24 protein-coding genes and 3 pseudogenes are annotated in these 25,246 nt (G+C 50.3%); 14 read left to right on the forward strand and 13 right to left on the reverse strand.

Annotation, left to right across the window (positions count from 1 at the left end; genetic code table 11):
• Positions 1-10 precede the first annotated feature (10 nt).
• Positions 11-836 (forward strand): annotated as a pseudogene (locus tag AB9F29_RS11650) (transposase); the annotation flags it as partial.
• A 299-nt stretch (positions 837-1,135) separates the two neighbouring features.
• On the opposite strand, the gene AB9F29_RS11655 reads toward AB9F29_RS11650, so the two are convergent.
• Positions 1,136-1,411, reverse strand: a complete 276-nt coding sequence (locus AB9F29_RS11655; protein ID WP_369755803.1) for an IS3 family transposase — start codon at positions 1,409-1,411, stop codon at positions 1,136-1,138.
• Between the two features lie 120 nt (positions 1,412-1,531).
• A complete protein-coding gene (locus tag AB9F29_RS11660) occupies positions 1,532-1,669 on the reverse strand; it encodes a hypothetical protein (protein ID WP_369755804.1) in 138 nt (45 codons plus the stop codon).
• Between the two features lie 189 nt (positions 1,670-1,858).
• Here AB9F29_RS11660 and AB9F29_RS11665 point away from each other — a divergent pair.
• Positions 1,859-2,059: pseudogene (locus tag AB9F29_RS11665) on the forward strand (integrase core domain-containing protein); the annotation flags it as partial.
• Positions 2,060-2,211: 152 nt separating this feature from the next.
• Here the strand turns inward: AB9F29_RS11665 and AB9F29_RS11670 are convergent.
• From AB9F29_RS11670 to AB9F29_RS11685, 4 genes are all read right to left on the reverse strand, one after another.
• Positions 2,212-3,036, reverse strand: a complete 825-nt coding sequence (locus tag AB9F29_RS11670) for a DUF1217 domain-containing protein (RefSeq protein ID WP_369755805.1) — start codon at positions 3,034-3,036, stop codon at positions 2,212-2,214.
• Positions 3,033-3,440 carry a flagellar biosynthesis repressor FlbT gene (gene flbT, locus AB9F29_RS11675; protein ID WP_335584643.1) on the reverse strand — a complete coding sequence of 136 codons (408 nt, stop codon included), beginning with the start codon at positions 3,438-3,440 and terminating at the stop codon, positions 3,033-3,035. Before flbT ends, AB9F29_RS11670 begins: the two co-directional genes overlap by 4 nt.
• Entirely contained in the window at positions 3,437-3,814 is a 378-nt protein-coding gene (flaF, locus tag AB9F29_RS11680; protein WP_039000250.1) for a flagellar biosynthesis regulator FlaF, read from the reverse strand. The genes flbT and flaF overlap by 4 nt, the downstream gene beginning before the upstream one ends.
• A gap of 80 nt (positions 3,815-3,894) precedes the next feature.
• Positions 3,895-5,430, reverse strand: a complete 1,536-nt coding sequence (locus AB9F29_RS11685; protein WP_335584642.1) for a flagellin — start codon at positions 5,428-5,430, stop codon at positions 3,895-3,897.
• A gap of 276 nt (positions 5,431-5,706) precedes the next feature.
• Here AB9F29_RS11685 and AB9F29_RS11690 point away from each other — a divergent pair.
• The 6 genes and pseudogenes from AB9F29_RS11690 to AB9F29_RS11715 all read left to right on the forward strand — a co-directional run.
• Positions 5,707-5,963: pseudogene (locus AB9F29_RS11690) on the forward strand (IS3 family transposase); the annotation flags it as partial.
• 371 nt (positions 5,964-6,334) lie between these two features.
• Complete coding sequence (gene flhA, locus AB9F29_RS11695) at positions 6,335-8,428, forward strand: flagellar biosynthesis protein FlhA (protein WP_369755806.1); 2,094 nt, start codon at positions 6,335-6,337, stop codon at positions 8,426-8,428.
• 8 nt (positions 8,429-8,436) lie between these two features.
• The gene (locus tag AB9F29_RS11700; protein ID WP_335584640.1) at positions 8,437-9,204 is read left to right on the forward strand and encodes a flagellar biosynthetic protein FliR; all 768 of its coding nucleotides are present in this window, start codon (positions 8,437-8,439) and stop codon (positions 9,202-9,204) included.
• Complete coding sequence (locus AB9F29_RS11705; RefSeq protein WP_039000254.1) at positions 9,201-10,298, forward strand: flagellar biosynthesis protein FlhB; 1,098 nt, start codon at positions 9,201-9,203, stop codon at positions 10,296-10,298. The genes AB9F29_RS11700 and AB9F29_RS11705 overlap by 4 nt, the downstream gene beginning before the upstream one ends.
• Complete coding sequence (locus tag AB9F29_RS11710) at positions 10,291-10,668, forward strand: hypothetical protein (RefSeq protein ID WP_369755807.1); 378 nt, start codon at positions 10,291-10,293, stop codon at positions 10,666-10,668. Before AB9F29_RS11705 ends, AB9F29_RS11710 begins: the two co-directional genes overlap by 8 nt.
• Positions 10,669-10,956: 288 nt before the next feature.
• Positions 10,957-13,188: an NADP-dependent isocitrate dehydrogenase gene (locus AB9F29_RS11715; RefSeq protein WP_369755808.1), complete on the forward strand. Its 2,232-nt coding sequence runs from the start codon at positions 10,957-10,959 to the stop codon at positions 13,186-13,188.
• A 54-nt stretch (positions 13,189-13,242) separates the two neighbouring features.
• On the opposite strand, the gene AB9F29_RS11720 is transcribed toward AB9F29_RS11715, so the two are convergent.
• The 5 genes from AB9F29_RS11720 to AB9F29_RS11740 all read right to left on the reverse strand — a co-directional run bounded on the left by AB9F29_RS11720 (position 13,243) and on the right by AB9F29_RS11740 (position 17,510).
• A complete protein-coding gene (locus AB9F29_RS11720) occupies positions 13,243-13,806 on the reverse strand; it encodes a membrane integrity-associated transporter subunit PqiC (RefSeq protein WP_369755809.1) in 564 nt (187 codons plus the stop codon).
• Between the two features lie 2 nt (positions 13,807-13,808).
• Positions 13,809-15,893 carry an intermembrane transport protein PqiB gene (locus AB9F29_RS11725; RefSeq protein WP_369755810.1) on the reverse strand — a complete coding sequence of 695 codons (2,085 nt, stop codon included), beginning with the start codon at positions 15,891-15,893 and terminating at the stop codon, positions 13,809-13,811.
• Positions 15,890-16,534: a paraquat-inducible protein A gene (locus AB9F29_RS11730; protein WP_335584635.1), complete on the reverse strand. Its 645-nt coding sequence runs from the start codon at positions 16,532-16,534 to the stop codon at positions 15,890-15,892. Before AB9F29_RS11730 ends, AB9F29_RS11725 begins: the two co-directional genes overlap by 4 nt.
• Entirely contained in the window at positions 16,510-17,136 is a 627-nt protein-coding gene (locus tag AB9F29_RS11735) for a paraquat-inducible protein A (RefSeq protein ID WP_039000259.1), read from the reverse strand. Before AB9F29_RS11735 ends, AB9F29_RS11730 begins: the two co-directional genes overlap by 25 nt.
• 92 nt (positions 17,137-17,228) lie before the next feature.
• Complete coding sequence (locus tag AB9F29_RS11740; protein ID WP_369755811.1) at positions 17,229-17,510, reverse strand: hypothetical protein; 282 nt, start codon at positions 17,508-17,510, stop codon at positions 17,229-17,231.
• A gap of 80 nt (positions 17,511-17,590) precedes the next feature.
• Here AB9F29_RS11740 and mgtE point away from each other — a divergent pair, with 80 nt between their 5' ends.
• The 6 genes from mgtE (at position 17,591) to AB9F29_RS11770 (ending at position 23,789) form a co-directional block, all read left to right on the forward strand.
• Positions 17,591-18,964: a magnesium transporter gene (gene mgtE, locus AB9F29_RS11745; RefSeq protein WP_335584633.1), complete on the forward strand. Its 1,374-nt coding sequence runs from the start codon at positions 17,591-17,593 to the stop codon at positions 18,962-18,964.
• Positions 18,965-18,987: 23 nt separating this feature from the next.
• Positions 18,988-19,422: a RimK/LysX family protein gene (locus AB9F29_RS11750; protein ID WP_039000261.1), complete on the forward strand. Its 435-nt coding sequence runs from the start codon at positions 18,988-18,990 to the stop codon at positions 19,420-19,422.
• 37 nt (positions 19,423-19,459) lie between these two features.
• Positions 19,460-20,365 carry a 30S ribosomal protein S6--L-glutamate ligase gene (gene rimK / locus AB9F29_RS11755; RefSeq protein ID WP_335584632.1) on the forward strand — a complete coding sequence of 302 codons (906 nt, stop codon included), beginning with the start codon at positions 19,460-19,462 and terminating at the stop codon, positions 20,363-20,365.
• Positions 20,365-21,408 carry a succinylglutamate desuccinylase/aspartoacylase family protein gene (locus AB9F29_RS11760; protein WP_039000263.1) on the forward strand — a complete coding sequence of 348 codons (1,044 nt, stop codon included), beginning with the start codon at positions 20,365-20,367 and terminating at the stop codon, positions 21,406-21,408. Before rimK ends, AB9F29_RS11760 begins: the two co-directional genes overlap by 1 nt.
• Before the next feature lie 52 nt (positions 21,409-21,460).
• Entirely contained in the window at positions 21,461-22,432 is a 972-nt protein-coding gene (locus AB9F29_RS11765; protein ID WP_369755812.1) for a zinc transporter ZntB, read from the forward strand.
• A 178-nt stretch (positions 22,433-22,610) separates the two neighbouring features.
• Entirely contained in the window at positions 22,611-23,789 is a 1,179-nt protein-coding gene (locus AB9F29_RS11770) for a DNA glycosylase AlkZ-like family protein (protein ID WP_335584629.1), read from the forward strand.
• A 195-nt stretch (positions 23,790-23,984) separates the two neighbouring features.
• On the opposite strand, the gene AB9F29_RS11775 is transcribed toward AB9F29_RS11770, so the two are convergent.
• Both AB9F29_RS11775 and flgH read right to left on the reverse strand, forming a co-directional pair.
• Positions 23,985-24,497, reverse strand: coding sequence for a flagellar basal body-associated FliL family protein (locus tag AB9F29_RS11775; RefSeq protein WP_335584628.1), 513 nt, complete (start codon positions 24,495-24,497; stop codon positions 23,985-23,987).
• Between the two features lie 15 nt (positions 24,498-24,512).
• Positions 24,513-25,241, reverse strand: a complete 729-nt coding sequence (flgH, locus tag AB9F29_RS11780; RefSeq protein ID WP_369755813.1) for a flagellar basal body L-ring protein FlgH — start codon at positions 25,239-25,241, stop codon at positions 24,513-24,515.
• Between the last annotated feature and the right edge of the window lie 5 nt (positions 25,242-25,246).

The following is a 25,246-nucleotide window of genomic DNA, read 5'->3' on the forward strand; positions in this document are numbered from 1 at the left end:
GGAGAATTTGATGAAGATGGCGAGATATTGCGAACCCCAAATTCTTGCGATCCTATACCAAGCCGAAAGCGGTGTGTCGGTAACGGAGCTGTGCCGCGAACATGGCATGAGCAACGCGTCGTTCTACAAATGACGGGCGAAGTATGGCGGGATGCCCTCTCAGTGATGCAGGGCATCACCTGCCGGGTAATAGACGCGTCGATGATCAGCCAGATGAAGCCCTAGGAAAAAAGTGCTCCGGCCAGCCCTGCGCCGGGGTCTGGCCGAGAACGCGGTGGCGCGCCACGGTACTGGCATTGCGCTGGCCTGCCGCACGTTTGATGTCAGTGAGACGGGCTATCATTACAGCCCTTTCTTGATCAATGAGAACGAAAAGATTGCCGATTTTCTGGTTGGACTGACGGTCGCATGGAAGACTTGGGCGGTTGGGTTATATTTCCAGCATCTACCTAACGTGCAGGGCTATCCATGGAACCACAAAAGGGTGTATCGGATTTACTGCGAACTGGAACTGAACTTGCGGATCAAACCTCGGAAACGGTTAAAGCGGGACAAACCCAATGTGCTGGCAGTGCCTCGCGTACCGAACGTGACCTGGTCGATGCACTTCATGGCGGATCACCTCGGCCCCTCTCATGCATGTAAGCATGCACCGCCGCGCAATGGATGGTCGAGCGTTTCGGCTCTTGAACGTGCTGGAATATTTAAACCGCGAGGGATTGGGCGTCGAGGTCGATTTTTCTTTGCCAGCCGAACGGGTTATTCGCAGCCTTAATCGGATCATTGAATGGCGAGGGAAACCAGAAACTATTCGGGTCGATAATGGGCCGGAGTACTGAAGTGGTAAGCTGCTTTTCAGGACAGGCTTCATGATCCCTGGCTTTCCATATTTGGCGATAGCTTCCTCCAGCACCTCAACACAGAAGCCGGCATCCAGGGTATTTGAGAGCCGCCAGGACAGCACTTTACGGGTTGCCCAATCCATATTTCTCGGGGTGTAAACACCCCTCGCGACCAAGTACAAAAAGCCGTTTTTCACGGGTATGTAAGTGATGTCGCTGCACCCGAAGCCCAGCAGGGCATGTTTACATGCCCGAGAGGAGAACATGTTTAGGACGCGTAATTGGCAGCTTTCTCAGCAAGTATGGGTAAATGCGGTGCTGAAGGTGCTTTTTGCTGTGTTGGGGCCTTTTTGGATGGCCTGCAAGCCCATAATGCCCATCAAACGACGAACACGGTGCCAACCTGCTGAAAACCCCAGCTGGGGAAGATAGGCCGTAATCTTCCGGCTGCCAAAGAAGGGATGCTTCGTAAATATTCGATCAATTTCACGCATCAGATCATGCGTTGCCTGATCAAGGGCGACCGGCGTGTAATGATCGACGGGCGGCGAATCTTGAGCAGCTTGCATTAGCTTGTCAGGCTCAAATCGGTGTTTTCTGTGCGGATCATCTCGCGGCGGTCTGTCGGGCTCATCGCTTCAACCCTTGTGACAAAAAATTGTTCTCCACCTGTTGGCTGGCAGAGGTATTTACACCCCGAGATGCGCCAACTGACCAATCTTGGCGTGAAGGTCCTTGATCTCGCCCTCGTTATTCTCAGCCTTCTTGACCTTGTCCGAAAATACGCCTACCTCCCCTTCAATCGCCGGCCGTTTCCATGAACTCACCTGCGTTGCCTGTCGGGCATGGGTGGAGCTGGCGCTTGGCCGCGATCTCCTGAACTGTTCTTATCTCCACGCAGCGCTTCCAACACCACAGCAGCCTTAAACTTGTCCGAAAAGTTCCGCCGCTTCGTCATTCTCGTATCCATTCATTCGTGTTGGATACACCTTAGCACGCTGTCCAGTTTTGCCGGACCACTTCAGCCGCAACAGAACGCTTACATCGAGCGTTACAGCCGCACTGTCATGCATGAATGGCTGGACCAACATATTATTAAAAACATCGAGGAGGCACAGGACTTCGCCACACTATGGCTATGGAGTTACAACAATGACCGCCCGAATATGGGCATCGGCGGCATGCCCCCCGCCCAGAAACTTAAAATGGCCGCGTAAGTTCTACAGCCGCACCCCGTTAAAAATGGGGGGATTACCAGCCCAGCCCGTCACATCCGATCTACTTCGAGTTGAAATCCAGCAAAATAAAAAATAGTTGTGTACATTAGTGTCTGAAACTTAGGGAGAGGTTTACTAGGTTCACAGCCAGACTAGAAGAATTGTTGGGAATTGGAGAAATATGAGCGCGAATTTTGAAGCAAGGACAGTGCTGCCCGCCCAGATTGAACACCGATATTAATGCTATTAAGTTGAGAGCGGACTAGAAACTGTTGAATTAAATCTTCTTGTTTCTCCGGGTCGGAAAATTGTGTTAGGTCACTGGAACCAAATAATCTTTCCGCTCTATCTTGAAAAACTTCAAGCTGCCTATCAAGATCCAAAGCACCAAACGAAGACGGTAAGTTGAACACAGTGTCAAAAACGCTTCGCAAAGGCGGATTTCCCATTACGGTAAACCATTTACTGTTTGAGGTCATGTCATCATTGGCTATGTCGGTCAGATCTCTTTGAACCGTTAAAGCTAAACGCATACTATCGTTTGCCTGCCCAACGGCCACTTCAAACTGGCGTCCTTTATACGCCTTAACAATTTTGTCTCCAAAGTCGGATAGTTTTGACCTAGGAGTTCCAAGATCAAAGCCAAAGGCTACCGTCATTTCTAAATAGCGCTTGTCGCTAAGGCGATGCGCAAAAGCGTCTTCCAAAAGTGAACCTTCCACCAGTACTTTCTCAACAAATGCTTTATTTGGCAAATCAGCATCGAGTCCAAACGCTCCGAGGGCAACCTTCAAAAGAGTCCGGTCTTTGACCAATTCTTTGGCCGTTGAAATTTTCGAAATATTTTCCTTGAAGTATTCTACTTCTCTTGAAATCAGTGGGGAATTATCATGCACTTCTTGTTGAGATTCTCTTGTGCGAGTCAAGAATGTCCATCCAGCATATCCCGAGAGAGGAATAAGAGCTTGGAAGGTCATAATAGTTCTGCGGCGGCCATCAACCGCTCTTCGCGCGGAAGAAGTGTGCGAAGTAGCTTTAATGCTTGGTAGTATTGCTCTTCTATCACTGCATCAGTCGCTGCTGTTAGTTGATCTCGACTATCTAAATCCACAAGGACTTGGCTCAATTGCTCGATCCCCCGCAGCATTTGGATTTTGGCTTCGCTTTTGTCCGCATCACCGGACAACACCAGTTGTGCAATATAGCACACACGACGGACAGGTGTGTTTACTTCCTCTGGATGTATTGCGTCTCGTAAGCGTAAAATATTAGCGTTTGGTGTAACAATTGAAAGGCGCGAGCGCCGATCTCCGTTTTCGATTACCGCTCCATTAATTAAGACACGCTCTTTTGGACCCAATTTCAATACCAGACCACTCATTTCGCCACCGCCCCGGCTCTTAACCCACGCATTATTGAGGAGTTGACGTCTACCAAGACTTCGGCCGACGCCTCGTCTTTAAGAATTCGGCGGGTGTGGAAATTCGTGAACTCTGCTAAATAGAAAATTCGGGCGCGCAACTCTTCTGGTAGTGCATTACTTTCCTCAGAAACGTCTGAGGCGAGAATTGTCCAAAGCTGTCGATTTTGATGCAAAGCCATGGCGAGTTCCCTAAAGCCCTGTTTACCTTTGGCTTCTGCAACCTTTAAGGCGTGGGTTATGCGAGCAAACGCCTCGTATTCAATTCCACGTGAAGTTCGAGTTGTCTTTTGGGTTGAGCCGTAAGCCGTCTTGGCCTGATGTAATGCGTTCACTGTGAGTCCTTCCAGGAAATAGCACAATAAAATTAAATTTGTGTCCGGAGCGCCTTTCCGGCGCTCCGGTTTTTATCGGCTTAGCGGAAGAGTGAGAGGATCGATTGAGGTGCCTGGTTTGCGATGGACAAAGACTGAACAGCCAATTGTTGCTGTGTTTGAAGTGCCGTCAGACGTGCAGACACTTCCTCCATATCCGCATCAACTAGTGTGCCAATGCCCGATTTTAAAGAATCGGTCAGCTTTCCGATGAAGTCGCTTTGGTTTTCAATTCGTGACTGTGTAGAACCAAAATTAGCTCCGGCGTCGATCGAGGATTGGATCAAGTTTTCAATGCTATCTAACGCTGCATTAGCGCCTGCATTCGTACGAACATCAATTTTGTCCAAGCCGAAAAGGCCACCCGAGGCTTTGCCACCAGCATTGCCAGCGGTCGAAAATGCAAGAGACGCCGATCCAGTTCCGTCATTGTCAACTTGAAGACTCCAAGCCTTGGTCGTTGCATCCTGGACAACTTTGGTCGTTACGCCAGCAATACTGCCGCCATCAATCGCGGTTTTAAGCCCTTTGGCTACGTCTTCCATCGACTCGTCTTTTCCGGCGATATAGTTGTATGAATTGGAACCTACAGTTACTTTGTATCCATCGCCATCTGCGACAGCGGCCACAGTCGATAAGTCAATTTTCTCTGAACGTTGAGCAATCGTACTGTCCGAGGCTGTGTTGGTGCCGGTCGGACCAGCTCCATTTACAGCTGTAATGTCTGAAGAACCGTCTCCTGCCGTAGTCGCTGTCGACTTAACATTCATACCTTCAAACGCCCGCGTTGAGCTAATCGTTAGTACACCCGCGGTGTTTGAAGCCGTAACGCCCTCTAGACCTAGACCATTAATTGCACCGGCAAAATACGACGCAACGTCTGTGACGTCTGTTCCTGTTGCCGTAAAGCTAAGATCAACCCCCGCAACAGTTAATTGCGCTGTGTCAGCAGCTGCCCACGTATCCGCATAGGTAACTACTGCAGTGTTTGCTGCGGAAGCTACTGCAGTAGCGCTATCTGCAACAACGGCATTGGCGGCAATTGAAGTACCCGTTCCAAATGTACCCGCAGTCGTAGTTTGATCTTGACGTGAAACTTTAATATTTGTGGCTGTTACTGAACCATCGCTCGATCGATCAAGTGAAGACAAAACGTTGACGTCCTCAGTACCTTGAACCAAATTCAAACCATTAAACTGGGCCGCCCCAACAACTGCCGTAATCTGATCACGAAGAGCCGAGATATCCGTTTGGATTTTTGTTCGGTCTACATTCTCTTCTTGAGCGGCAACAATTTTACCTTTGATGTCTGTTAGGAGGTCCGTCACGGTCTCAGAGGCTTGTCTCGCAACTGCCACAGTCGATTCACCTAGCGATAGACTGTCGGAAATCGCCTTAAACCCACTCACATCCGCCTCCATCACTTTTGAAATTGCCCAAACTGCAGAATTATCCTTGGCCGAAGACACGGATTTACCAGTGGAAATTTCGTTTTGCGTAGTCGCCATGCTGGCGTTTACACCTTTTAGAGTTTGAAGCGCGACCATCGCGCCTGTGTTTGTCAGAATGCTGGACATCGTGTTTTCCTAATTCCTAAGACGCTTTTGCGCCGGTTTTCATTTCGCACCGACTAAGGCGCAGCTGATGTCATTCTGACATTTACGACGGTCATATTATTTCTCGCCGCATCATCCCGCTTGGAGATGTTCATCCAAACTGAAGGACAAAACCTAAGAGAACCCTAAGTGCGCAGTCTAAGTTTTGTAGAATTTTACTAAAATTTGGAGTTTCATCATCTGACACGAGCGCAACAGGTTCTATGGGGCGCATCAGCTTGCGTACGCCAGGCAATTCGAATGTGGAACTTGCTGCAAAACTTCAATCTCGAAGGTCTGTGAATTGACGTGGATTTCTCATTACCCACAGAGCGCGTCGTCCAGAGCTTAAACCAAATCATTGAGTGGCGTGGAAAACCTCGGAGCATACGCGCCGACAATGGCCCATAAAACGCTCATATTGAGTGTTACAATCGCTCTGGACTTACAACAACGAGCTTCCCATGGGCATTGGTGGCATAACCCCCGCAATGAAACTAAAAGCAGCCGAATAAAATCTACGGCTGAGCTTCAATAAAAATGGGATGATCACCGTATTCCTTACACTTTATAAACGGTTTCCGGATAATTTTCATTAAACAATATCTGGAAGTGCTGTCTCAATGATGATCATGACGTCCCTGAATTCTTTAACTCGGAGAATGCGAGTGCAACGGCTGTTTGGGATAGAGAATTCCACCAATTGCTTTGCACCTCCAGTCCTTAAAATAGCTTCCAATCTTAAGTCTACAGGTGTCACTGCAACGCATTTGTTATCGACGCATCGAATCTAGTCGATTTATTTCTGATTGAAAAACGTTGACCACATTTTCTCGATTGGCCTGTCGAAAACTACCTAATAAAATTGAAGAAAGTTAGTTCCAGAATGGAAACAAAGCTGTCAGTTTCGAACCTATTTAGCCCCACTGTATTACTCGCATTGGTGCTGATGGCTATCATCGTCATGATGATTTTACCGGTGCCAGCATGGGTTCTGGACATAGGCCTTGCGACGTCCTTTGCACTAGCTATTCTCATGTTCACGGTCACGCTATTTATTGAACGCCCGTTAGATTTCTCGGCATTCCCCACTGTATTGCTCGCGTCGCTGATGTTGCGATTGTCACTCAATGTTTCATCAACCAAACTGATCATTGGACAGGGGCATACGGGACCAGGTGCCGCAGGCGATGTCATTCAGGGCTTCGCTAGTTTCGTTATGGGTGGAAGTGTCTTTTTAGGCCTCGTCGTCTTTGGCGTACTTCTCATTGTAAATTTTGTCGTGATCACCAAGGGTGCTGGGAGGATGGCGGAAGTTGGAGCGCGTTTTGCCCTTGATGCGATGCCTGGAAAACAGCTCGCAATTGATGCCGATATGTCCGCCGGAGCCATCGACCACAATGAAGCAAAGGAGCGACGCGAAAAAGATCAGGCTGAAATGACGTTCTTCGGGTCACTGGATGGTGCCTCAAAGTTTGTAAAAGGCGACGCAATCGCTGGGCTTCTTATTACCCTCCTAAATTTGGTTATGGGTTTGATTATTGGCGTAGCAATCCACGACATGCCAATTGGTCGGGCCTTTGAAACATATGCCATCTTAACAATTGGGGACGGCCTCGTTTCTCAAATTCCTGCGGTGATTATATCGATCGCATCCGCGTTGCTTTTGGCGCGTGGTGGCACAACGGGTTCGACGGATTTGGCAATGGTCGCGCAACTCGGAAGGCACCCTGCTGCCTTGGGAACCGTGGCCGTATTGATGGCGCTTTTCGCGCTCGTTCCAGGACTTCCGTTTTTACCGTTTATCGCCGGCGCTCTTACTTTGGGATACTGCTCATGGCTGGTTCATAAACGGTTGGCCAAAGAGAAGAAAACCGAGACGGCAGTAACCGAAAATGCGCTGCCCAAAACGGAAAAAAAACCCATCGGAGACACTTTGGATCTGGACGACATCCACGTCGAATTTTCGCCCGATCTCATTAACATGATATTGGATCCGGCGACAGGTTTGGATGCCAGAATTGAGAATATGCGCACGCATGTGGCCACCGAATACGGGCTGATTCTGCCTGAAATTCGTTTGACAGACGAGGCTTCATTGCCTGCTGGCTCGTATATCATTCGCGTCCAGGGAGTCGAGCAGGCAAGAGACGTGCTGCACCCCGAAAAAGTTTTGGCGCTGATGCTTGATGGTGGGGATTCTCTTCCTTCAGGGGAGGATGTTAGCGAGCCTGTTTACGGGGCTCCCGCGCGATGGATCGCACAAGAGGACCAAGACGAGGCGGCTCTATCTGGGTCCACAATTGTGAACTCAAGCGAGGTTCTTGCAACGCACTTGCTTGAAGTCATTAAGCGAAACTTCCCGCGGCTCTTAACGTTGAAGGCTTTGCGCAAAATTCTAGCTGCTTTGACAAACTTGTCCGACGAAAACCGCGCTGCTGCCAATCGGCAAATGTTAGATGAACTTGTTCCTGAGAAGGTTCCAGTAGATCTGCTTTTAAATGTCATGCGGCTCCTCTTGGAGGAGCAAGTTTCCGTGCGAAATTTACCGCTTATTCTTGAGGCGACTGCCGAGGCAAGACCAATTTATCCAAGCGCCGAAGGAATATGCGAACATGTTCGACAGCGGTTAGGCTTCCAACTGGTCGCTGATATCAAGCGAGCCGATGGCACAATCCCATTGATTCAATTGGCGCCTGAGTGGGAAGCGTCTTTCAATCTGTACCAAATGGTTGGGGATCGCGGTCAGGTGGATGTGGCGCTCCCCCCGCTTGAGTTCAATAAATTGGCGGACGGCGTCGCTGATCGCATTGCGCGGGCTGCGGAGGCGGGAACCTATCCCGCAATCGTAACCTCTCGGCTCAGGAGACGCTTTATCCGCACTGTGCTGTCGGCCAAGGGGATCAGCAATCCTGTCCTGTCGTTCGAAGAAATTGGGACGGATGCGCGCCCTGCACTCGTAGGTTTCGTGCCTTTATGAATGAAGCAATGGAACTCATCAGTGGCTGGGGAAAAGACGAACTCACGTCCTTCTTTTTCGTTTTTCTGCGTGTAGGAGCAGCACTTTCCCTTCTTCCAGCGTTCGGTGAACAATCCATTCCACAGCGTGTTCGCCTAGGCCTAGCCATTGCTTTTACAGCCGTTGTCTATCCCGCGGTTTCAGTGGAAATTCGTGCGTATACTATGGCTGAAGGCCAAGCTTGGGGAGGATATGCGAGTGAGATTCTCGTCGGTTTGATACTGGGCTTGGGGCTAAGATTGTTTGTTTTTTCTTTGCAAATGGCGGGATCAATTGCAGCGCAGGCAACTTCGCTGTCGCAAATATTGGGATCTGCACAGGCTGAGCCAACGGCCGCAATCGGACAATTGCTACTTATGGCGGGCCTCGCGCTGGCCGTGATGAACGGTCTCCATATCAGAATTGCCGAGGCTTTCATCCTTTCCTATAACGTCTTCGGACCTGGGGACGTTCCCCAAGCAAGCGATGTATCTCAATGGGGCGTCGCCCGAATTGCAAGCGCCTTTTCCCTCGCGTTTTCCCTCGCCGCGCCGTTTGTCATTGCTTCTCTTGTTTATAATGTCGCGCTCGGGGTTATCAACCGCGCCATGCCTCAGTTGATGGTTGCAATGGTCGGCGCACCCGCGATCACCCTTGGAGGCATGGCCCTTCTTTTGATTGTTGCTCCGGTTCTATTGGCGGTGTGGTGGGACGAACTGTCGGTATTTCTTCAAGCACCATTTGGTGTGATGAAATGAGTGACGACGATGACGACGACAAGCAACACGAACCGACGCAAAAGAAATTGGATGATGCGCGCAAAAAGGGTGAGGTACCAAAATCGACCGACCTCATGACTGCCGCAGGCTATGGTGGATTTCTCGTCGCCGCCTATGCGGTTGGAAGCAGCAGCATGAAGGACATGGGGCAATTGTTGGCGAGTATTATCGGCCAATCGGATAGAATTGCCCCGACGCTTTTTGAAGGCAATGGCCTTCCTGTGACGGGAAGCATTATGATGTCGACCCTTAAAATTATGTCGCCGTGGTTCGCACTACCTAGCTTGCTTGTAATTGTAATGATTGTAGCCCAGAAAAGTTTTGTCGTGGCCCCCGACAAACTTGCACCGAAATTGTCGCGAATTTCGCCCATCTCTAACGCCAAAAATAAGTTTGGGCGCGCTGGCATTTTTGAGTTCTTTAAAAGCTTTGTAAAACTTGGAATATATGGCGTCGTTCTGGGTGTGTTTCTATATCAAAATGTTCTCACCATTGTTGCCACGGTCCATATGACACCCGCAATGGCCACAACAGTATTACTGGAACTGGTGATGAAGTTCTTCTTCATCGTCCTCATTATTGCTACCACCCTTGGGGTTTTGGATTTTCTGTTTCAGTATCAAGAGCACATGCGCAAGAACCGAATGTCGCACAAGGATATGAAAGACGAACACAAAAACAGCGAAGGCGACCCGCATGTGAAGCAGAAGCGGCGCCAAAAGGGCTATGAAATTGCCATGAGCCAAATGATGTCGGACGTTGGGAAAGCTGATGTCATCATTGTTAACCCGACCCATTATGCGGTTGCTTTAAAGTGGGATCGTGCCAATGGCGGCGCCCCAATTTGTGTTGCAAAAGGGGTTGATGAAGTTGCCGCAACCATAAGGGAACTAGCGAGCGAGCATGGCGTCCCCATTCACAGTGATCCTCCCACGGCACGTGCCATTTTTGCAGTTGTGGAAATTGGCCATGAAATTCATGCAACACATTATCAAGCCGTCGCCGCAGCAATCCGCTTCGCCGAAAAAATACGCAAGAAGGCACGCGGTTACGGGGTGAAACCGTTTGGATAAACGCCTTAAAAACCTGAAAAACCTTTCAGCGACCCTGCTGGATATCGAATTGTTCAAGCTAAAAAAAATTTCGGCAGATCAGCAGCGGCTTTCGGATGAAATCCTTAGAATTCGAGAGTCTAAAAGCCAACAAGCGGTTACTTTGACAGAGGCAAACGGAATGGATCCGTCCCTGCTTGCGGGCGCTTTTTCCAAATGGGAGGAGTGGTGTACTCAAAAATCAATGAGCCTGAACCAAGAGCAAGCTGTTTTGCGGGTGGAGATGGAAAAACAACGAAAGAAAACACAGGAGATGTTTGGCAGGTCCGAAGCCGTGAAGGAACTTATGAAGCGCGACACAAATATGGCCAAGAAGAAAATGAGGCCCTGATATTATCACAAAACCTCGGCTATAGTTTGTCGAATGATATGGGGAAGTACGGGGGTTTTGGAACAATCTACCGTAGCGAAGCCTGTTAGATAAACAAATAGTACTGTTATTATCGTCGATATATTCTCGTTCGGATTGAAATTCCTACCATCTTGATTTATGCCCTAATAAGCAGCGCTTGGTGGCATTCTCAAAATCGTTTTTGGAGTGTCACGAGCATTTCAAAAACTTGTGGCACTCAATCGTTTGGTGCGCTCATCTCCGAAAAACGCAAAAAGGTTTAAATCGATGTCAGATAAAAAACGCCCCGACATATTGTATACCATTGTAGACGAAGCTCCCCAGCTCGCTAGCGTCTCACTCCTGCCCATCATTCAATCCTTTGCTTCGGCAGTCGGCGTCACCGTCGGTACCCGAGATATTTCCCTGGCGTGTAGAATTTTGGCGACGGTTCCTGAGTTTCTTACCGAGGAGCAACGCCAGTCTGACGACCTTGCCGTATTGGGTGAACTTGTAAAAACTCCCGAAGCCAATGTGATCAAACTACCAAACGTTTCGGCATCTATTCCCCAACTGTCTGCTGCGATTTCCGAGTTGCAAGTGCAAGGCTTTGCCGTTCCAAATTACCCTGAAAACCCCCAAACTGATGCGGAAAAATCCCTTCAGGCGCGCTATGACGCGATTAAAGGGAGTGCGGTTAATCCTGTTTTGCGGGAAGGCAACTCTGATCGTCGGTCCGCACGGGCTGTAAAAAACTATGCGATGAAAAATCCACATTCGATGGGTGCATGGGCCTCCACATCCAAAACCCACGTCGCTTCAATGCCCGGGAATGATTTCTACGCCAATGAAAAATCTGCAACGATTTCGTCGGCCCAAACGGGTAAGGCTAAAATAGAATTTGTTGATACCGCAGGTAAAGTGTCCCTGCTGAAAGGTGATCTCAATCTTCGCGAAGGCACGGTCGTAGACGCAACTTTCATGAGCGCAACTGCATTGCGTGCCTTTATCCGCAATGAAATAGTCGACGCGGCGGCGCAAGGCGTCCTATTCTCCGTTCATCTCAAAGCAACGATGATGAAGGTTTCGGATCCTATCATTTTCGGTCATTTTGTTTACGTTTACCTTGAAGATGTATTCACCAAGCACGCTGATGTTTTGGCGGAATTGGGTGCAAACCCGAATAATGGGATCGGTGATCTATTGGCAAAAATCGACAGTCTCGCCGCCGACAAAAAGGCCGAGATTGCTGCTGATATTGAGGCGAGTATGGCTGCGAAACCACCGCTTTACATGGTGGATTCCGACAAAGGCATCACCAACCTTCACGTTTCCTCTGACGTGATCATCGACGCATCGCTTCCGGCACTCATCCGGGCGGGAGGCAAAGGCTGGGGTCCTGATGGCAAGGCCGCAGACACTAAATGCGTGGTTCCCGACAATTGCTATGCGGGTATTTATGACGAAACGATCAACTATTTCAAAGAGACAGGCGCCTTGGACCCGACCACATCGGGGAGCGTTTCCAACGTCGGTCTCATGGCCCAGAAGGCTGAAGAATACGGCTCGCATCCAACAACATTCGAAGCGCCTTCTAATGGTACAATTCGCTATGTTTTGGCCAAAGGAGATGTCTTGCATTCCCATGAAGTAGAGGCCGGCGACATTTGGCGTTCGTCTTCTGCGAATGCTGCTCCGATCAAAGACTGGGTAAAACTGGGCATCAGCCGTCAGAAAGCGACGGGTTCTGCAGCGGTGTTTTGGTTAGATGAGAACCGCGCTCATGATGCGCAGTTGATCAAAGCGGTCAAAGCAATCCTGACCGAAGAGGGTGCCAATGATCTGGGCCTTCTGATCATGACCCCACGCGAGGCTACGCGTTATAGCCTTGAACTTATTCGTCAGGGTAAGGACGTGATTTCGATCACGGGGAACGTCTTGCGCGACTATCTCACTGACCTTTTCCCGATCCTTGAATTGGGAACTTCAGCAAAAATGCTCTCGATCGTTAAGTTGATGAACGGTGGTGGTATGTTCGAAACGGGTGCTGGTGGTTCTGCCCCGAAACACGTTCAGCAACTGGTGTCTGAAGGGCACTTACGTTGGGATTCCCTTGGCGAATTCTGCGCACTTGGTGAATCTTTGACGTTCCTTGCCGAGAGTAAGGGCGATCCTAGAGTTGCTGTTTTGGGCCGCGCTGTAGATGACGCAACTGAAAAACTTTTGGACACGGGCAAATCTCCTGGCCGTAAAGTGGGTCAACTTGACAACCGCGATAGCCATTACTTCTTTGCCTTATATTGGGCAGAAGCTTTGGCTGCTCAAACCGACGATGCCGACCTTGCTGCGCATTTCGCGCCAATCGCGGCGGAATTGGCGGCGAAACAGGATGTGATTCTGGCTGAGCTGTCCGCAACACAGGGTCAGGCTGCTGATCTAGGCGGCTACTATCACACGGAACTTGAAAAGACTGTGGCCGTAATGCGCCCAAGCGCGACATTTAACGCGATTGTTGGATAAGTGAAAATTCGGTTGGCCATCTCATTGGCCAACCGATCCTTGTTCCTGTTTGACTCAGCTTAGTCCGCTGCGGGCAATGTATTTAGCCAAGTCGAGGATGAGCTGACCACGTGCCAATGCGATGGCTTGCGGTCCCCCGTTTGGGTCAAAAGAAACGGCCAGTTCAAAGAGACCTGAGCGTTCGCGGCCACCATCACTCACCCCGACGAAATACTGACCCGCTGCATGATATTGCCCGTCACCCCGTGCAATTAGGCTTTCAAAGCGAACTTCTAGTCGAGCATCGGGAAAAGCCTCAAGCGGCCATGGCGACGATGCCACCCGCGCACCTGTTAGCTTCGAAAGCGCGCGAGAGAGTTCCATAGCAACGGCACGTTCGGGGCTATCAGCCCAGAGTGCCCCACTCTCAGTTACCAATTTACCGCTCGCGTCCTGAAGTGCGATTTCATCGGCTGCGGCATAGGTTGGCAGAGATATTTCACGCACTTCTATGGAGCGAAAACCGATGCGTATCGTTTCTGTAACAGCGGGCGGAGCGACGGAATATCGATCAGCGGGACCTGAGCAGGCAGCAAGCGTTAAAGCGGTTATGGCAAGGGAAGTTCTGAAAAAACTCATGGTTATCGTCCTCGGATTAGGGCGCTGGGATTGCGTTCCAGCATACGCGCCAGAGACGTCATCGCCGCTGCAGCTTTTGAAATGTCGCGCAGGGTCTCTTGGGCGTCACGACTTAATACTTTTCCGCTGTTATACCCTGCGATTGTTGCGCTGGCTTCATTTAGAATGCGTTTGATACTGTCCACCAATGCCGGAAGTTCTTTGGTGGAGGTTGCAACCGCATCCGCTGCTTGGCGAGCGGAGTCTAGCGTTGCGTTGACATTGGTGACGCTTCCGCCTTCGCGCAACTCATTTAGGATCGTGCTTATTTCAGTCAGAGCAGCACCTAATTCTTGCGGTAGCGCACGAGTGGCGTCCGAGCTGATGAACTCGTCAGCTGACTCAGTGAGGCGGGTAAGTTGGATCGTTAAGTCTTCAAGGGGTAGTTCTTCGGCCCTTACCGCGACGGCCTCTATTTGTGCAACCAACGCTGGTACACCTTTGACAGATTCCGTCACGCTGTTTGCCGCAGCCGCAGCGGCATCGACAGCCGCAACGAGCTGAGTTGCGAGTTTCTCTTTTTCCACTTCAGCGAGTAACGTTTCAAAGCGGACAATCGCGGCGTTGAGGGAGACTGGAATATTCTGAATATCTTTCGATGACACAAAATTTCTAACCTCAATCAATGTATCACTCACCTCTTTTGGTATTTCGCGCAAGTTTCCATCGGAAGCCACGGCCTCGGCACTATCGAGGAAATCAATGGCGCTGTGGAGGAGCTGCTCGATGGGCAGTTTGTTAATGCGGTCTAGCACACCCTCGACAGTACCTGCAGCATCTGTGATTTCGCTTTTCGTTGCCGGAATAACAGGCACGATGCCCTCACCAGTCAACATGACAGCTTTTGGCGCGTTATCGACCTGTAAAAGTTCGATTTTAAGGCCTCCCGTCAAGATACTGGTGGAAGCTAGACGCGCGCGCAAACCCTCCTGAACCCGTCGCGATAAGAACTCTAGCGCGGTCTTGGGCGACGCCTCGCCCTGCAACCCAAGGCGCGCGGGTTGGATCGACAGCACGGCATTCAGTCGTACGCGATTATCACCAAAAGTTTTTGCATCAATGATCCCCGAAACGCTCTGCACTTTGCCGATTTTCAGGCCATTGATTTCGACAGGCGCATCTACGGCGAGCCCCGAGATATTCTCTTCAAAGACCACACGCATTTCGACGGTCTCGACTTCGGCCCCAACGAAGAGATTGTTGCGTGCCGTTGCTTTGTCGGTGAAAACTTCGAAGACGGTCCCGCTGGCGACGGGTGAGCCATCGGAAACAAAAGTATCAAAGGTCACACCACCGCCTAAGAGGGTCGCAAGCGAGGAGAAATCAATCTTGGCGCCCGACGCACCAACCGAAAATGTAAATCCGGAGGTGTCCCAGAACCGTGTTGACGGCGTAATCAACTGGCTGTGCGGGTCATAAATGATGGCCTCGGCAATTGCATAACTTCCCTCGACCGAAATGCGTGCTTTTCCGATGCGCCCAACTTCTATCCCGCGAAATGTGATCGGGCTGTTGTCGGTCAAACTACCGCCAGACGTGGAACGCACTGCGATTTCAAGACCTTCTTTCCCTTGCTGGGAAAGCGGCGGATCTACTAACCCTTTGAATTTTGTCCCCCTGGCACTGATCGTGCTGTCCCATGATCCTTCAATATAAACTCCGGACAAAACCGTATCCAAGCCGGTAACGCCACTGGCGCTCACTTCGGGCCTCACGACCCAGAAGTTTGAGGCGACATCCACAAAAGGCGCGATTTCTTTGTGTAAGCGCACAGAAACGATGACCGCAGCAAGGTCGGGTGCGAATTCAATACCTTCAACAACACCAACTGTAACATCGCGATACCGAAGCTCTGTTTTCTTTGCAGCAATGCCCGCACCGTTTTGAAACGCAATTTCAATCAATGGTCCACGGCTGTCATAGGCCTGCCATGCCACGCCGAGCGAGACCACTAGCGCCGCCAAGGGGATCACCCAGACAATTGAAGCGCGATCAAAAAAGGATTTCCGAGCCGGCTTGATAGCAACGGGAGGTGGGCGATCATTCATGTTTTGATGGCTTTCTGTTTGGCTTGGACATCCCAGATCATTCTGCTGTCAAAAGCTTGCGCGGATAGCATTGTAAAAATAACCGAGAGGGCAAAAAATAGGCTGGCACGACCAGGATTAATAGACGCGATCGTATTGAGTTGCACCAGAGAGGACATAATCGCAACGACAAAGATGTCGATCATTGACCATCGACCAATATACTCCACCATCTCGTAGACAAATTGGCGTTGGTGTTTCGTGACGTTGGACGTGCGATTCACAGAGAGAGCCAAAAAGGCAATGGCCATGAATTTTCCAACGGGGATGACCACACTGGCGAAAAGGATGATGAAAGCGACAGCAAAGGAACCGTGGTGCATTAGTTCAACCGCCCCATCAACAATCGTATTTTCTTGCGTAAAAACCAAAGTGCGGGTTTGCAGCATCGGATACACGTTTGCTGGTACATAGCACATAAGCCCAACCAGCCAGAGCGCCCAAACCCGCTGCATACTTTTCACTTCACGCGAGACAATTTTTTTGCCACATCGGCCGCACGCAGGTGTGCCCACAGGCCAAACCTGCGTGCAGCGCGTACACGCCACAACTCCAAGGTCGTGCGCGCTCACGATGTCTAGGCCTTGTCCAGCGAGTTCCATACCGACCACCTACATACAAAATTATCTTGGAATATTGTTAATATCACCAAAGCTACAAACATCCAAAACGCGGGCCCAAATGAAACGTCCGCAATACCACTTATCTTGACCAACGCAACTGCACACCCGATTGCAAATATTTCTGCCATCGACCATGGCCGTAGGGCTTCCGACAGGCGAAAGGCGTGGACTGCTCCGCGGGCGGGCGGGCGGTCTAGCACAATTGGTACAAGCACATAGATTCCCAACAAGGCGCGCGTCAGGGGAATGACAATAATAAGCGAAGCCATGGCGAGAGACAGCGCAATGAGCAACCCGTGATTAAACGCAAAAACCGCATCTAGGATCGACATCGAGTTAGTCGTTCCAGCCGCATCTATCGTCAGGAATGGAAAAACAGTTGCTGCGATAATCAGGATGGCAATCGCAAGCGAAACAGCAATAATTTGCAGCCCTGCTTTGCGGCGGGGTGTAATCAGGTCAGCTCCGCAGCGGCCGCACGACGCCTTTTCCCCATTCTCCGGACGGCGCAACGTATAAACCGCATCACAATGCGGGCAAACAATCAAGTCGCTAAGGGGAATCGCAGGCGCTTCAGACATCAAACATAATTATCCTAATTCGAGTGCAGACTACAGAGCACCCATTCTATTTCTAAATTCCACCGCAAATGCTTCGGTGTTTGGATGCCGCCCTAGTCCTCAAGACCCAAAACTGAATCCGCATTTGCACGACGGTAATTCACAAACGTTTTCGCACTCAAAACAACAAAAAACGTATCCATATCGATAAGTACATAGCCTTCTTCTAAAAGTGCCCGCGAAAGGCTCTGAATATCTTCGGGATACAATCGCTTACGGTCTAGCATATCGCGCAAAACTTTTGAGGCAATTCGATAACGCCCAGAGTCTTTACCGCCAAAACTGGTAAGGTAAAGTGCGCTGAGCTGTTTGGCTGTGTGTTCAAAATTATTCATATCGAATTTATATAAGGTAAATAAATTTTGTCTATAGACAAATAAATACATCCATTTATAGGGAGGCAAGGAGATTTTCCATGACTATGAACCCAGAACAGATCGACCAACCCATCGAAGTTTCAGACGCACTGTATAGTGCGGTCGAAAGCGGTGATGCTATTGCGTTGCAAAACCTCCTAGAACCATTGTCTCTCGCAGAAGCCTTGCGCGAAATTTTACAAATGGATTCCGCTGGGCGTGCGACTGTTCTGTCCCTTATCTCCGCAGAGCTTGCGGCGGCAATCATTGAGGAAGCGCCCCACGAAACGGGTGCCGACCTCATGGAGACCCTTGAGGTTCTGCGCGCCTACGAGATTATGGAGGAGTTGGACTCCGACATTCAGGCCGACCTTATTGGTGACATGCAATACGAAGATGCCGAAGCGATCTTGCAGCAGATGGATGCTGAAGACGCTGCGGATGTTCGTCGCCTAGTCGATTACGAAGATGACACTGCCGGTGGTCTAATGATGGCTGAGGTTTTTGTCTTTTCGGACACCCAAACCGTAGGGGCCGTACTTCGGCAATTGGCCAGTGACGACAACGACGTGGATCGCTATCGAGGGCAACACCCTTATGTCTTGAACGCGGCGTCCGAGCCCATTGGTGTTGTGTCTCTGCGTGGCCTTTTGACGTCAAAACGTTCTGATCGTTTGACTGAGATTATGGTGCAGCCGTTAACGATACCAGTGACGGCCAGCCTTTCTGAGCTCGAAGATATTTTCAATAAGCATCCCTTCCTAGGAATGCCGGTTGTTGAAGAGGACGGAAAGCTCGTGGGCGTGGTTTCGCGCGCAGCTGTGAGTCAAGCTTTGCTCGAACGATCTGAATCCGAGACAATGAAATTGCAGGGTGTTGTTGGGGATGAGTTGCGCTCAATGCCGACGTGGTTGCGATCGAAGCGGCGTTTGGCGTGGCTCTCGGCCAATATCGTCCTCAATATCCTAGCGGCTTCTGTTATATCTGCTTATGAGGAAACCCTTACCGCCGTGATCGCCATCGCAATTTTCCTACCGATGGTCTCGGACATGTCAGGGTGTTCGGGAAATCAGGCGGTCGGTGTCAGTATGCGTGAGTTGAGCCTCGGTTTGGTCCGCCCCAAAGATGCCGCGCGAGTCTGGATGAAAGAAATCACCGTGGGTGTGATTAACGGTATTGCACTTGGTCTTCTCATTGGAATCGTGGCTTGGGTCTGGAAGGGCAATCCGGCTCTTGGCCTCGTCATTGGCCTCGCGCTTGCGCTTAACACCATGCTCGCCGTGTCGATTGGGGGCGTGGTCCCACTTTTGCTCAAACGCTTGGGACAAGACCCTGCTGCCGCAAGCGGCCCTTTGCTCACAACCGTGACCGATATGGCCGGTTTCTTCTTTGTTTTGAGTCTCGCATCACTCATGATGCCTTGGCTGATATAATTTAGCGCTGATTGAGAAAAACTATGCCTATGAAAAAAGCCCCTTTGGTTATCGGATGGATTGAGCATGTCTCGCTGCCTGAGCTTTCCCTGCCAAATATTCGGGCCAAAATAGATACCGGCGCGCGAACGTCCGCCCTGCATGCAACTGAGATTACTCCGTTTCAAAAGGACGGCGAACTCTGGGTGCGGTTTGTGGCTCAACTCCATGACGAAGCACCGAACGTCCGAGTGGAAACACCAATTTATGATATTCGCCATATTAAAAACACGGGTGGCATACCGGAAGAGCGCATCGTAATCCGTGCCGCACTCCATATTGCGGGACAATCTTGGCCGATTTCAGTATCTTTAACCGATCGAAGTAAGATGCGGTTTCCAATGATCGTGGGTAGGACCGCGTTGAAAAAGCACAATATTGCCGTCCACACACACAGAACAAACTTAACAGCCAACTGACCTAACAGCGGCGCTCTTTAAGCGGAAGGACCACAAAATGAAAATCGCAATGATGGCTCGGAATCCAGACCTATATTCCCATAAACGCCTCAAAGAAGCTGCCGAAGAGCGCGGACATGAGTTTCGCATCATTAACACCCTGAGTTGTTACATGAACATCGCGTCTCGCCGTCCAGAAATGTACTACAACGGCGAAAAACTTGAGGGTTTTGACGCGGTCATTCCACGCATTGGGTCCTCTATTACGTTTTATGGCCTCGCCGTTTTGCGCCAGTTCGAGATGATGGGCGTTTACCCTCTCAACGAAAGTGTCGCCATCGGGCGCTCACGCGACAAACTGCGCTCTATGCAACTTTTGGCGCGCGACGGCATTGGCCTTCCGGTGACAACATTCGCCCACGATCCGAAACAAACCAAAGAAGTTCTAAAGCTCGCAGGCGGCGCGCCTGTGGTCATCAAATTGCTTGAAGGCACGCAAGGGATTGGTGTGGTTTTGGCCGATACAGATCGTTCCGCCATATCTGTGGTAGAAGCGTTTCGCGGTGCGAAAGTGAACATCCTTTTGCAAGAATTCATCAAGGAGTCCGGCGGCACCGACATCCGCGCGATCGTCGTTGGCGGCAAGGTAATTGCGGCGATGAAACGCACGGGAGCAGGCGACGATTTCCGTTCAAACTTGCATCGCGGTGGCTCGGCAAAGTTGATCAAGCTATCGCCTGAGGAACGTTTAACAGCATCCCGTGCGGCCAAATCCATGGGCCTCAATGTCTGTGGTGTTGATATGCTCCGCGCCAACCACGGCCCCGTTGTGATGGAAGTAAACTCCTCTCCGGGACTTGAGGGTGTAGAAAAAGCAACAGGTTTGGATGTTGCCGGAAAAATCATTGAATACATTGAAAAATCGGCAAAACCCTACGCGACCAAAACAAAAGGTAAGGGTTAATGCCAACGCGCAAAAGTTTTATAATTGCAGGGCAAGAAATTCTACCGGGCACAAGAAGAACCGTTGACCTACCCGTAAGCGTCATGTCCGATCACACACCCGTTTCAATGTCGGCGCACGTTATTCACGGAAAACTCAACGGGCCTGTGGTATTCATTAGCGCGGGCGTGCACGGGGACGAAGTGATTGGCGTTGAGATTGTGCGCCGTCTGTTGCGGACGTCAAATGTGAAAACTTTGCGCGGCACATTGATTGTGGTTCCGATCGTAAATGCGTTCGGGTTCATAAATCATTCCAGATACTTGCCAGATCGGCGCGATTTGAATCGCTCGTTCCCTGGAAGCCCAAGCGGCTCCTTGGCGGCGCGGTTGGCCTATCTGTTTTTAACTGAAGTGGTCGCCCGAAGTGACCTTGGGATCGATCTACATTCAGCAGCAATACACCGCACTAATTTGCCACAGATCCGGATTTCCCCTGATGTGCCACGCACTGCGGAATTGGCCGAGGTTTTCGGTGCGCCCGTGATTTTGCAGTCACCTTTGCGGGAAGGTTCCATGCGGGGAGCGGCTAAGGCTCTTGGCAAGGATGTGCTCTTGTTTGAAGCGGGTGAAGGGCTCCGCTTTGACGAAATGTCAGTGCGGTCCGGTGTTGCGGGCATTTTGCGAATTTTGCGCCACATGGGGATGATTTCAGCAAAGGGAGTGGCAAAACCCAAGGCGCCCTCGCAATATTGTGCATCTAGTAAATGGCTTCGAGCCCCCATGGGTGGGTTGTTGCGGAATTTTCGTGGCGATGGCGACGTTGTAAAAAAGGGTGAGGTCATCGCCTCTGTATCGGATCCGTTTGGGCAAGTGGATGAAGAAATTATTGCGCCCTTTAATGGCATCGTTATTGGACGGGCCGTTATGCCAATCGTCAACGAAGGGGACGCTGTTTTTCACTTGGCGCGCGTGACGTCGGTTGCAAAGACAACCGAAAACGTTGAGGATTTGAGCGAGCAACTAGCCGATGATCCTCTCTTTGATGAGGACGAAATTATTTAGCGGATTTTGAGTCGCACCAATCTTTGCCGAAGCCATTTTGAAAGGGCCCTTGATGTTGAAGACGAGCCCCAAACCCATATGTGCCTTTAATGTGTCCTCTGAGGGGGGGTGCGAGCGCATTGTGGCTCCGCTCGGCCCCAAGATTGAACTTCCTGCGACGGGATATCTGTGGCTACATTTTGACTTGAATGATGCCAATTTGGAGGCTTGGATTGAACAGGTCCTCCCACGCACAGCCGCAAGAGCATTGCTTCAGCCAGAAACACGTCCACGGTGCGACCGATTGGAGGATGGGATGATCCTTACGTTGCGTGGCGTAAACCTCAATCCCGGCGCGGACCCAAATGACATGGTTTCCGTACGATTGTGGATTCAGGAGGGGCTTATTGTAAGCGCACGCGCCCGAAAAATATGGGCTGTCGATGCTATTCGTCAGAAAATGGAGACTGGGGTCGGGCCGGAAAGTATTGGCGCATTTCTCGCTGAATTGACATACGGCCTTACCAAACGCATTGAAAAAGTGTCGCTGGATTTAGTAGAAGGCACTGATGCGGTTGAAGATAGCGCAATGAGCCAAGTACAACGCGTAAGCGGTGAGCTTTCAGCGCTGCGTCACAGCGTCATAAAAATAAGACGATTCGTTCGCCCACAAACCGAGGCAATCGCTGATCTATCCAGCGGCTCAACTTGGACTTTCGAACCCCACCAGCGCGACGTCCTCAAGGAAGTTGCGAACCGTGCTGTCCGCACGATGGAAGAACTTGATGCGACATCAGATCGCTTGCACGTCATTCAAGAGCATTTAGACATGCTCCACGCAACAACCCTAGGCCGGAACAGTTATGTGTTGTCTGTCGTTGCTGCAATATTCCTCCCGCTAGGGTTTTTAACAGGCCTGTTCGGGATCAATGTTGGCGGAATGCCAGGGCTTGATTCGAGGTACGGCTTTTTGGCAGTAACAGGCGGATCAGCATTTCTCGGCCTCGTGCTCTATGCGGTATTTAGGCGCTTAAAGTGGCTCTAAATCAAAAGAGTTCCGCTCAAACGGTAATGCAGGTGAGTGTTTCTGCGGGCGCCGCGTCCGAAACCGAATACCTTTTGAGCGCTGAAAGAGTTGGATTTCCAAACCCATATTCGGCTATATTTCCTTCTTGCGGGCACCTTGAAACTGAAAGCCCTGCAGATGTTTAAAGTGGGTCTCGGTGATTAGGACAACAAAAGAGACGCCTCTTAGGATCGACAACCGAACCGCGCGCAGGCTTTGGCTGCATTCTCAGGGGCTGGGTAAAGCTCCGACGGGGCCACTTGATGTGCTTGGCATCATCCGCAAAATGGGTTTTGTGCAATTAGATTCAATCCAAATTGTTTCACGCGCCCACCACCATATATTATGGAGTCGCAACCAGAAATACCGCGAGCATTTGTTGGACGAGATGTTGGCAAAACATCGAAGCGTTTTTGAGCATTTCACCCATGACGCTTCGATAATTCCAATGGAATTTCTTCCCATGTGGCGCCGTCAGTTCCGCCGCAAACGAGAATATCTGGATAAATCTAGCTGGTTCAACGGATTGCCCAACACGGTTGCGCGGAAAGCTATCAAATCACGTATCGCTGCTGAAGGCCCGCTTTCTACCCACGCATTTGACACAAAGATCACTGGCCCAAAGAAAATGTGGTCACGCCCGCCGCATAAGTTGGCATTGGATTATATGTGGTACACTGGCGAACTTGCCACGTCCCACCGCGTTAACTTTACCAAATATTACGATCTAGCGGAGCGGATTTACCCCGAGCAGACCACAGCACCGCATCTGTCGGACCAACAACAAATTGATTGGCTTTGCCATGCGGCACTTGACCGAATGGGATTTGGTACGATTGCCGAGGTACAAAAATTTTGGGAAGCCGTGGATAGAACCGAAGTCCGCAACTGGGTCGAGGCGAAAAGTGATGTGCGGCGGGTTGAAATCGTGACCGCGCAAGGAACGCTCCTCGAAGCTCTTGCTCCGGCGGACATAGAGGACCGCATTGCGAATCTTAAGCCACCTACTTCACGGTTGCGGATATTGAATCCATTTGATCCAGTGATCCGCGACCGGAGCCGATTGAGTCGACTTTTTGGTTTTGATTATCGAGTGGAAATGTTCGTTCCTGCCGCAAAACGTATTTGGGGCTATTATGTATTCCCGATTTTGGAGGGCGACCGTTTTGTTGGGCGGATCGAATTGAAGGCCGATCGAAAAAATTTAGTGCTACACGTTCTTAATTTTTGGCCGCAGGGTAACACTAATTGGCCGACGAGCAGACGCGTAAAACTCGAAGCCGAATTAGATCGTTTGGCACGTTTTGTCGGAACCCATACGGTTTCATGGAGCTAAGTAGCCCTTCGGGCGAAACACCAATTTACATGCAGTAACTCAGTTCAAGTTTTTAAAGCAAATCTAACCACGCTCCAGTTTCTTGATCTTGCCCGCGAGATTAAGCCGCAGGAACGACTGGCCCTTCATAGGGAGCAGAGTCGCAAGAGGCGAAAGCTGTAGTCTCGGTAGGAGAAAACTCCAAGTCGCGGACAATTATCCAAAGGACTCCTGCCGAACAACATCCGTTATTAGGACGTCCGAAACCGAATTGCCTAGTGCTTTGCGAGCAGACTCCAGAAGGGCATTTTGCAAAATCATCATATTGTTGCTGCTAGTGAAGGAGCCCTCAAAACCTCCAGCATTTGCGTGATCGAAAAGAACAAGAAGGAATGCGTTCCTTAGCTTAGGTTCGAGTGCAAATACAGCTTGGCTGTACCCTGAAACCACCTCCAAATTTAGAGCAAGTACAACCAAAGCTTTCACCCTCCCATCCTCCACGATGGGGATAACGAATTGGTTGCTCAACTTCACATATTCATGAGTTGACGAATCCATTTCGTCAGCAGGAATTGGTGCTGCGTCAGCAACCTCAAGGCCGGAAGTCTCCTGCAAATCAGGTTCACACACGATACTTGGCTCCTCTGGCTCTTGCTTAATCGCGACACCGGCGCCAATACCGGCACAGATACCTATTACAGCCATAAGAATAGGTAGTATTTTCTTCATCTGGAGCTTTCTAGATTAGAATGGAAGAATAATATCATTGATTTGCTGACCGTAAGATGGCTGTTGAACCTGGGTAATCTGCCCGCGGCCGCCATATGAAATCCGAGCCGAGGCAATCTTGTCATACGTGATCTGATTTTGGCGTGAAATGTCTTCTGGTCGCACATATCCTGAAACCAACAGCTCTCTTATTTCAAAGTTTACACGGACTTCTTGGGAGCCTTTGATCGCAAAAACCCCATTTTGGAGAACATCAACGACTGTCGCTGCCACCTTCAACGTAAGCTTTTCATTTCTTCGAACGGAACCACTGCCTTGGTGGGACGTAGACGAATTTGTTTCAACAGCATCGGCCATTGAAGCCCCAGGAGGAAGCATTTCATCAAGGCGCTGAGGAATTCCAAATAACTGAGGAATTCCCATCGATGTATTGCCGGTTCGGTCTCGGGAGGAGGTGTTCGAAATTTCGGCTTTCTCATCAATTTCGATGACGACGGTCAAGATGTCCCCACGGCGCAGCGCTCTGCGATCGCTAAACAGCGACTGATCTTCTCCACTCCACAATGAGGCCGCATCTTTCCTGCTCGTTGGTTCAAGTGAAACGGGAAAACCGGGTGACATCATCGACGAGTACTCAAGCGAGCCTCTGGTTTCCGTAAATTCGGGCGCTTGCCCTACTTCACTCAGCGACTGACAGCCGGACAAAAAAGCGACGGATAGAAAAGCAATCGAAACTTTCTTCATTTTTT

The organism is Falsihalocynthiibacter sp. S25ZX9 (assembly GCF_041205405.1).
GTDB lineage: Bacteria > Pseudomonadota > Alphaproteobacteria > Rhodobacterales > Rhodobacteraceae > Falsihalocynthiibacter > Falsihalocynthiibacter arcticus.

Excerpts from the sequence above, each read along its gene's own strand:
- mgtE (WP_335584633.1), top strand. The coding sequence starts at position 17,591 with ATGACTATGAACCCAGAACAGATCGACCAACCCATCGAAGTTTCAGAC.
- AB9F29_RS11725 (WP_369755810.1), bottom strand. The coding sequence starts at position 15,893 with ATGAATGATCGCCCACCTCCCGTTGCTATCAAGCCGGCTCGGAAATCC.
- AB9F29_RS11705 (WP_039000254.1), top strand. The coding sequence starts at position 9,201 with ATGAGTGACGACGATGACGACGACAAGCAACACGAACCGACGCAAAAG.
- AB9F29_RS11765 (WP_369755812.1), top strand. The coding sequence starts at position 21,461 with ATGTTGAAGACGAGCCCCAAACCCATATGTGCCTTTAATGTGTCCTCT.
- AB9F29_RS11720 (WP_369755809.1), bottom strand. The coding sequence starts at position 13,806 with ATGAGTTTTTTCAGAACTTCCCTTGCCATAACCGCTTTAACGCTTGCT.
- AB9F29_RS11685 (WP_335584642.1), bottom strand. The coding sequence starts at position 5,430 with ATGTCCAGCATTCTGACAAACACAGGCGCGATGGTCGCGCTTCAAACT.
- flgH (WP_369755813.1), bottom strand. The coding sequence starts at position 25,241 with ATGAAGAAAGTTTCGATTGCTTTTCTATCCGTCGCTTTTTTGTCCGGC.
- flbT (WP_335584643.1), bottom strand. The coding sequence starts at position 3,440 with ATGAGTGGTCTGGTATTGAAATTGGGTCCAAAAGAGCGTGTCTTAATT.
- AB9F29_RS11775 (WP_335584628.1), bottom strand. The coding sequence starts at position 24,497 with ATGAAGAAAATACTACCTATTCTTATGGCTGTAATAGGTATCTGTGCC.
- AB9F29_RS11655 (WP_369755803.1), bottom strand. The coding sequence starts at position 1,411 with ATGCAAGCTGCTCAAGATTCGCCGCCCGTCGATCATTACACGCCGGTC.
- AB9F29_RS11715 (WP_369755808.1), top strand. The coding sequence starts at position 10,957 with ATGTCAGATAAAAAACGCCCCGACATATTGTATACCATTGTAGACGAA.
- AB9F29_RS11760 (WP_039000263.1), top strand. The coding sequence starts at position 20,365 with ATGCCAACGCGCAAAAGTTTTATAATTGCAGGGCAAGAAATTCTACCG.
- AB9F29_RS11730 (WP_335584635.1), bottom strand. The coding sequence starts at position 16,534 with ATGGAACTCGCTGGACAAGGCCTAGACATCGTGAGCGCGCACGACCTT.
- rimK (WP_335584632.1), top strand. The coding sequence starts at position 19,460 with ATGAAAATCGCAATGATGGCTCGGAATCCAGACCTATATTCCCATAAA.
- AB9F29_RS11740 (WP_369755811.1), bottom strand. The coding sequence starts at position 17,510 with ATGAATAATTTTGAACACACAGCCAAACAGCTCAGCGCACTTTACCTT.
- AB9F29_RS11735 (WP_039000259.1), bottom strand. The coding sequence starts at position 17,136 with ATGTCTGAAGCGCCTGCGATTCCCCTTAGCGACTTGATTGTTTGCCCG.
- flhA (WP_369755806.1), top strand. The coding sequence starts at position 6,335 with ATGGAAACAAAGCTGTCAGTTTCGAACCTATTTAGCCCCACTGTATTA.
- AB9F29_RS11670 (WP_369755805.1), bottom strand. The coding sequence starts at position 3,036 with ATGACCTTCCAAGCTCTTATTCCTCTCTCGGGATATGCTGGATGGACA.
- AB9F29_RS11750 (WP_039000261.1), top strand. The coding sequence starts at position 18,988 with ATGCCTATGAAAAAAGCCCCTTTGGTTATCGGATGGATTGAGCATGTC.
- AB9F29_RS11700 (WP_335584640.1), top strand. The coding sequence starts at position 8,437 with ATGGAACTCATCAGTGGCTGGGGAAAAGACGAACTCACGTCCTTCTTT.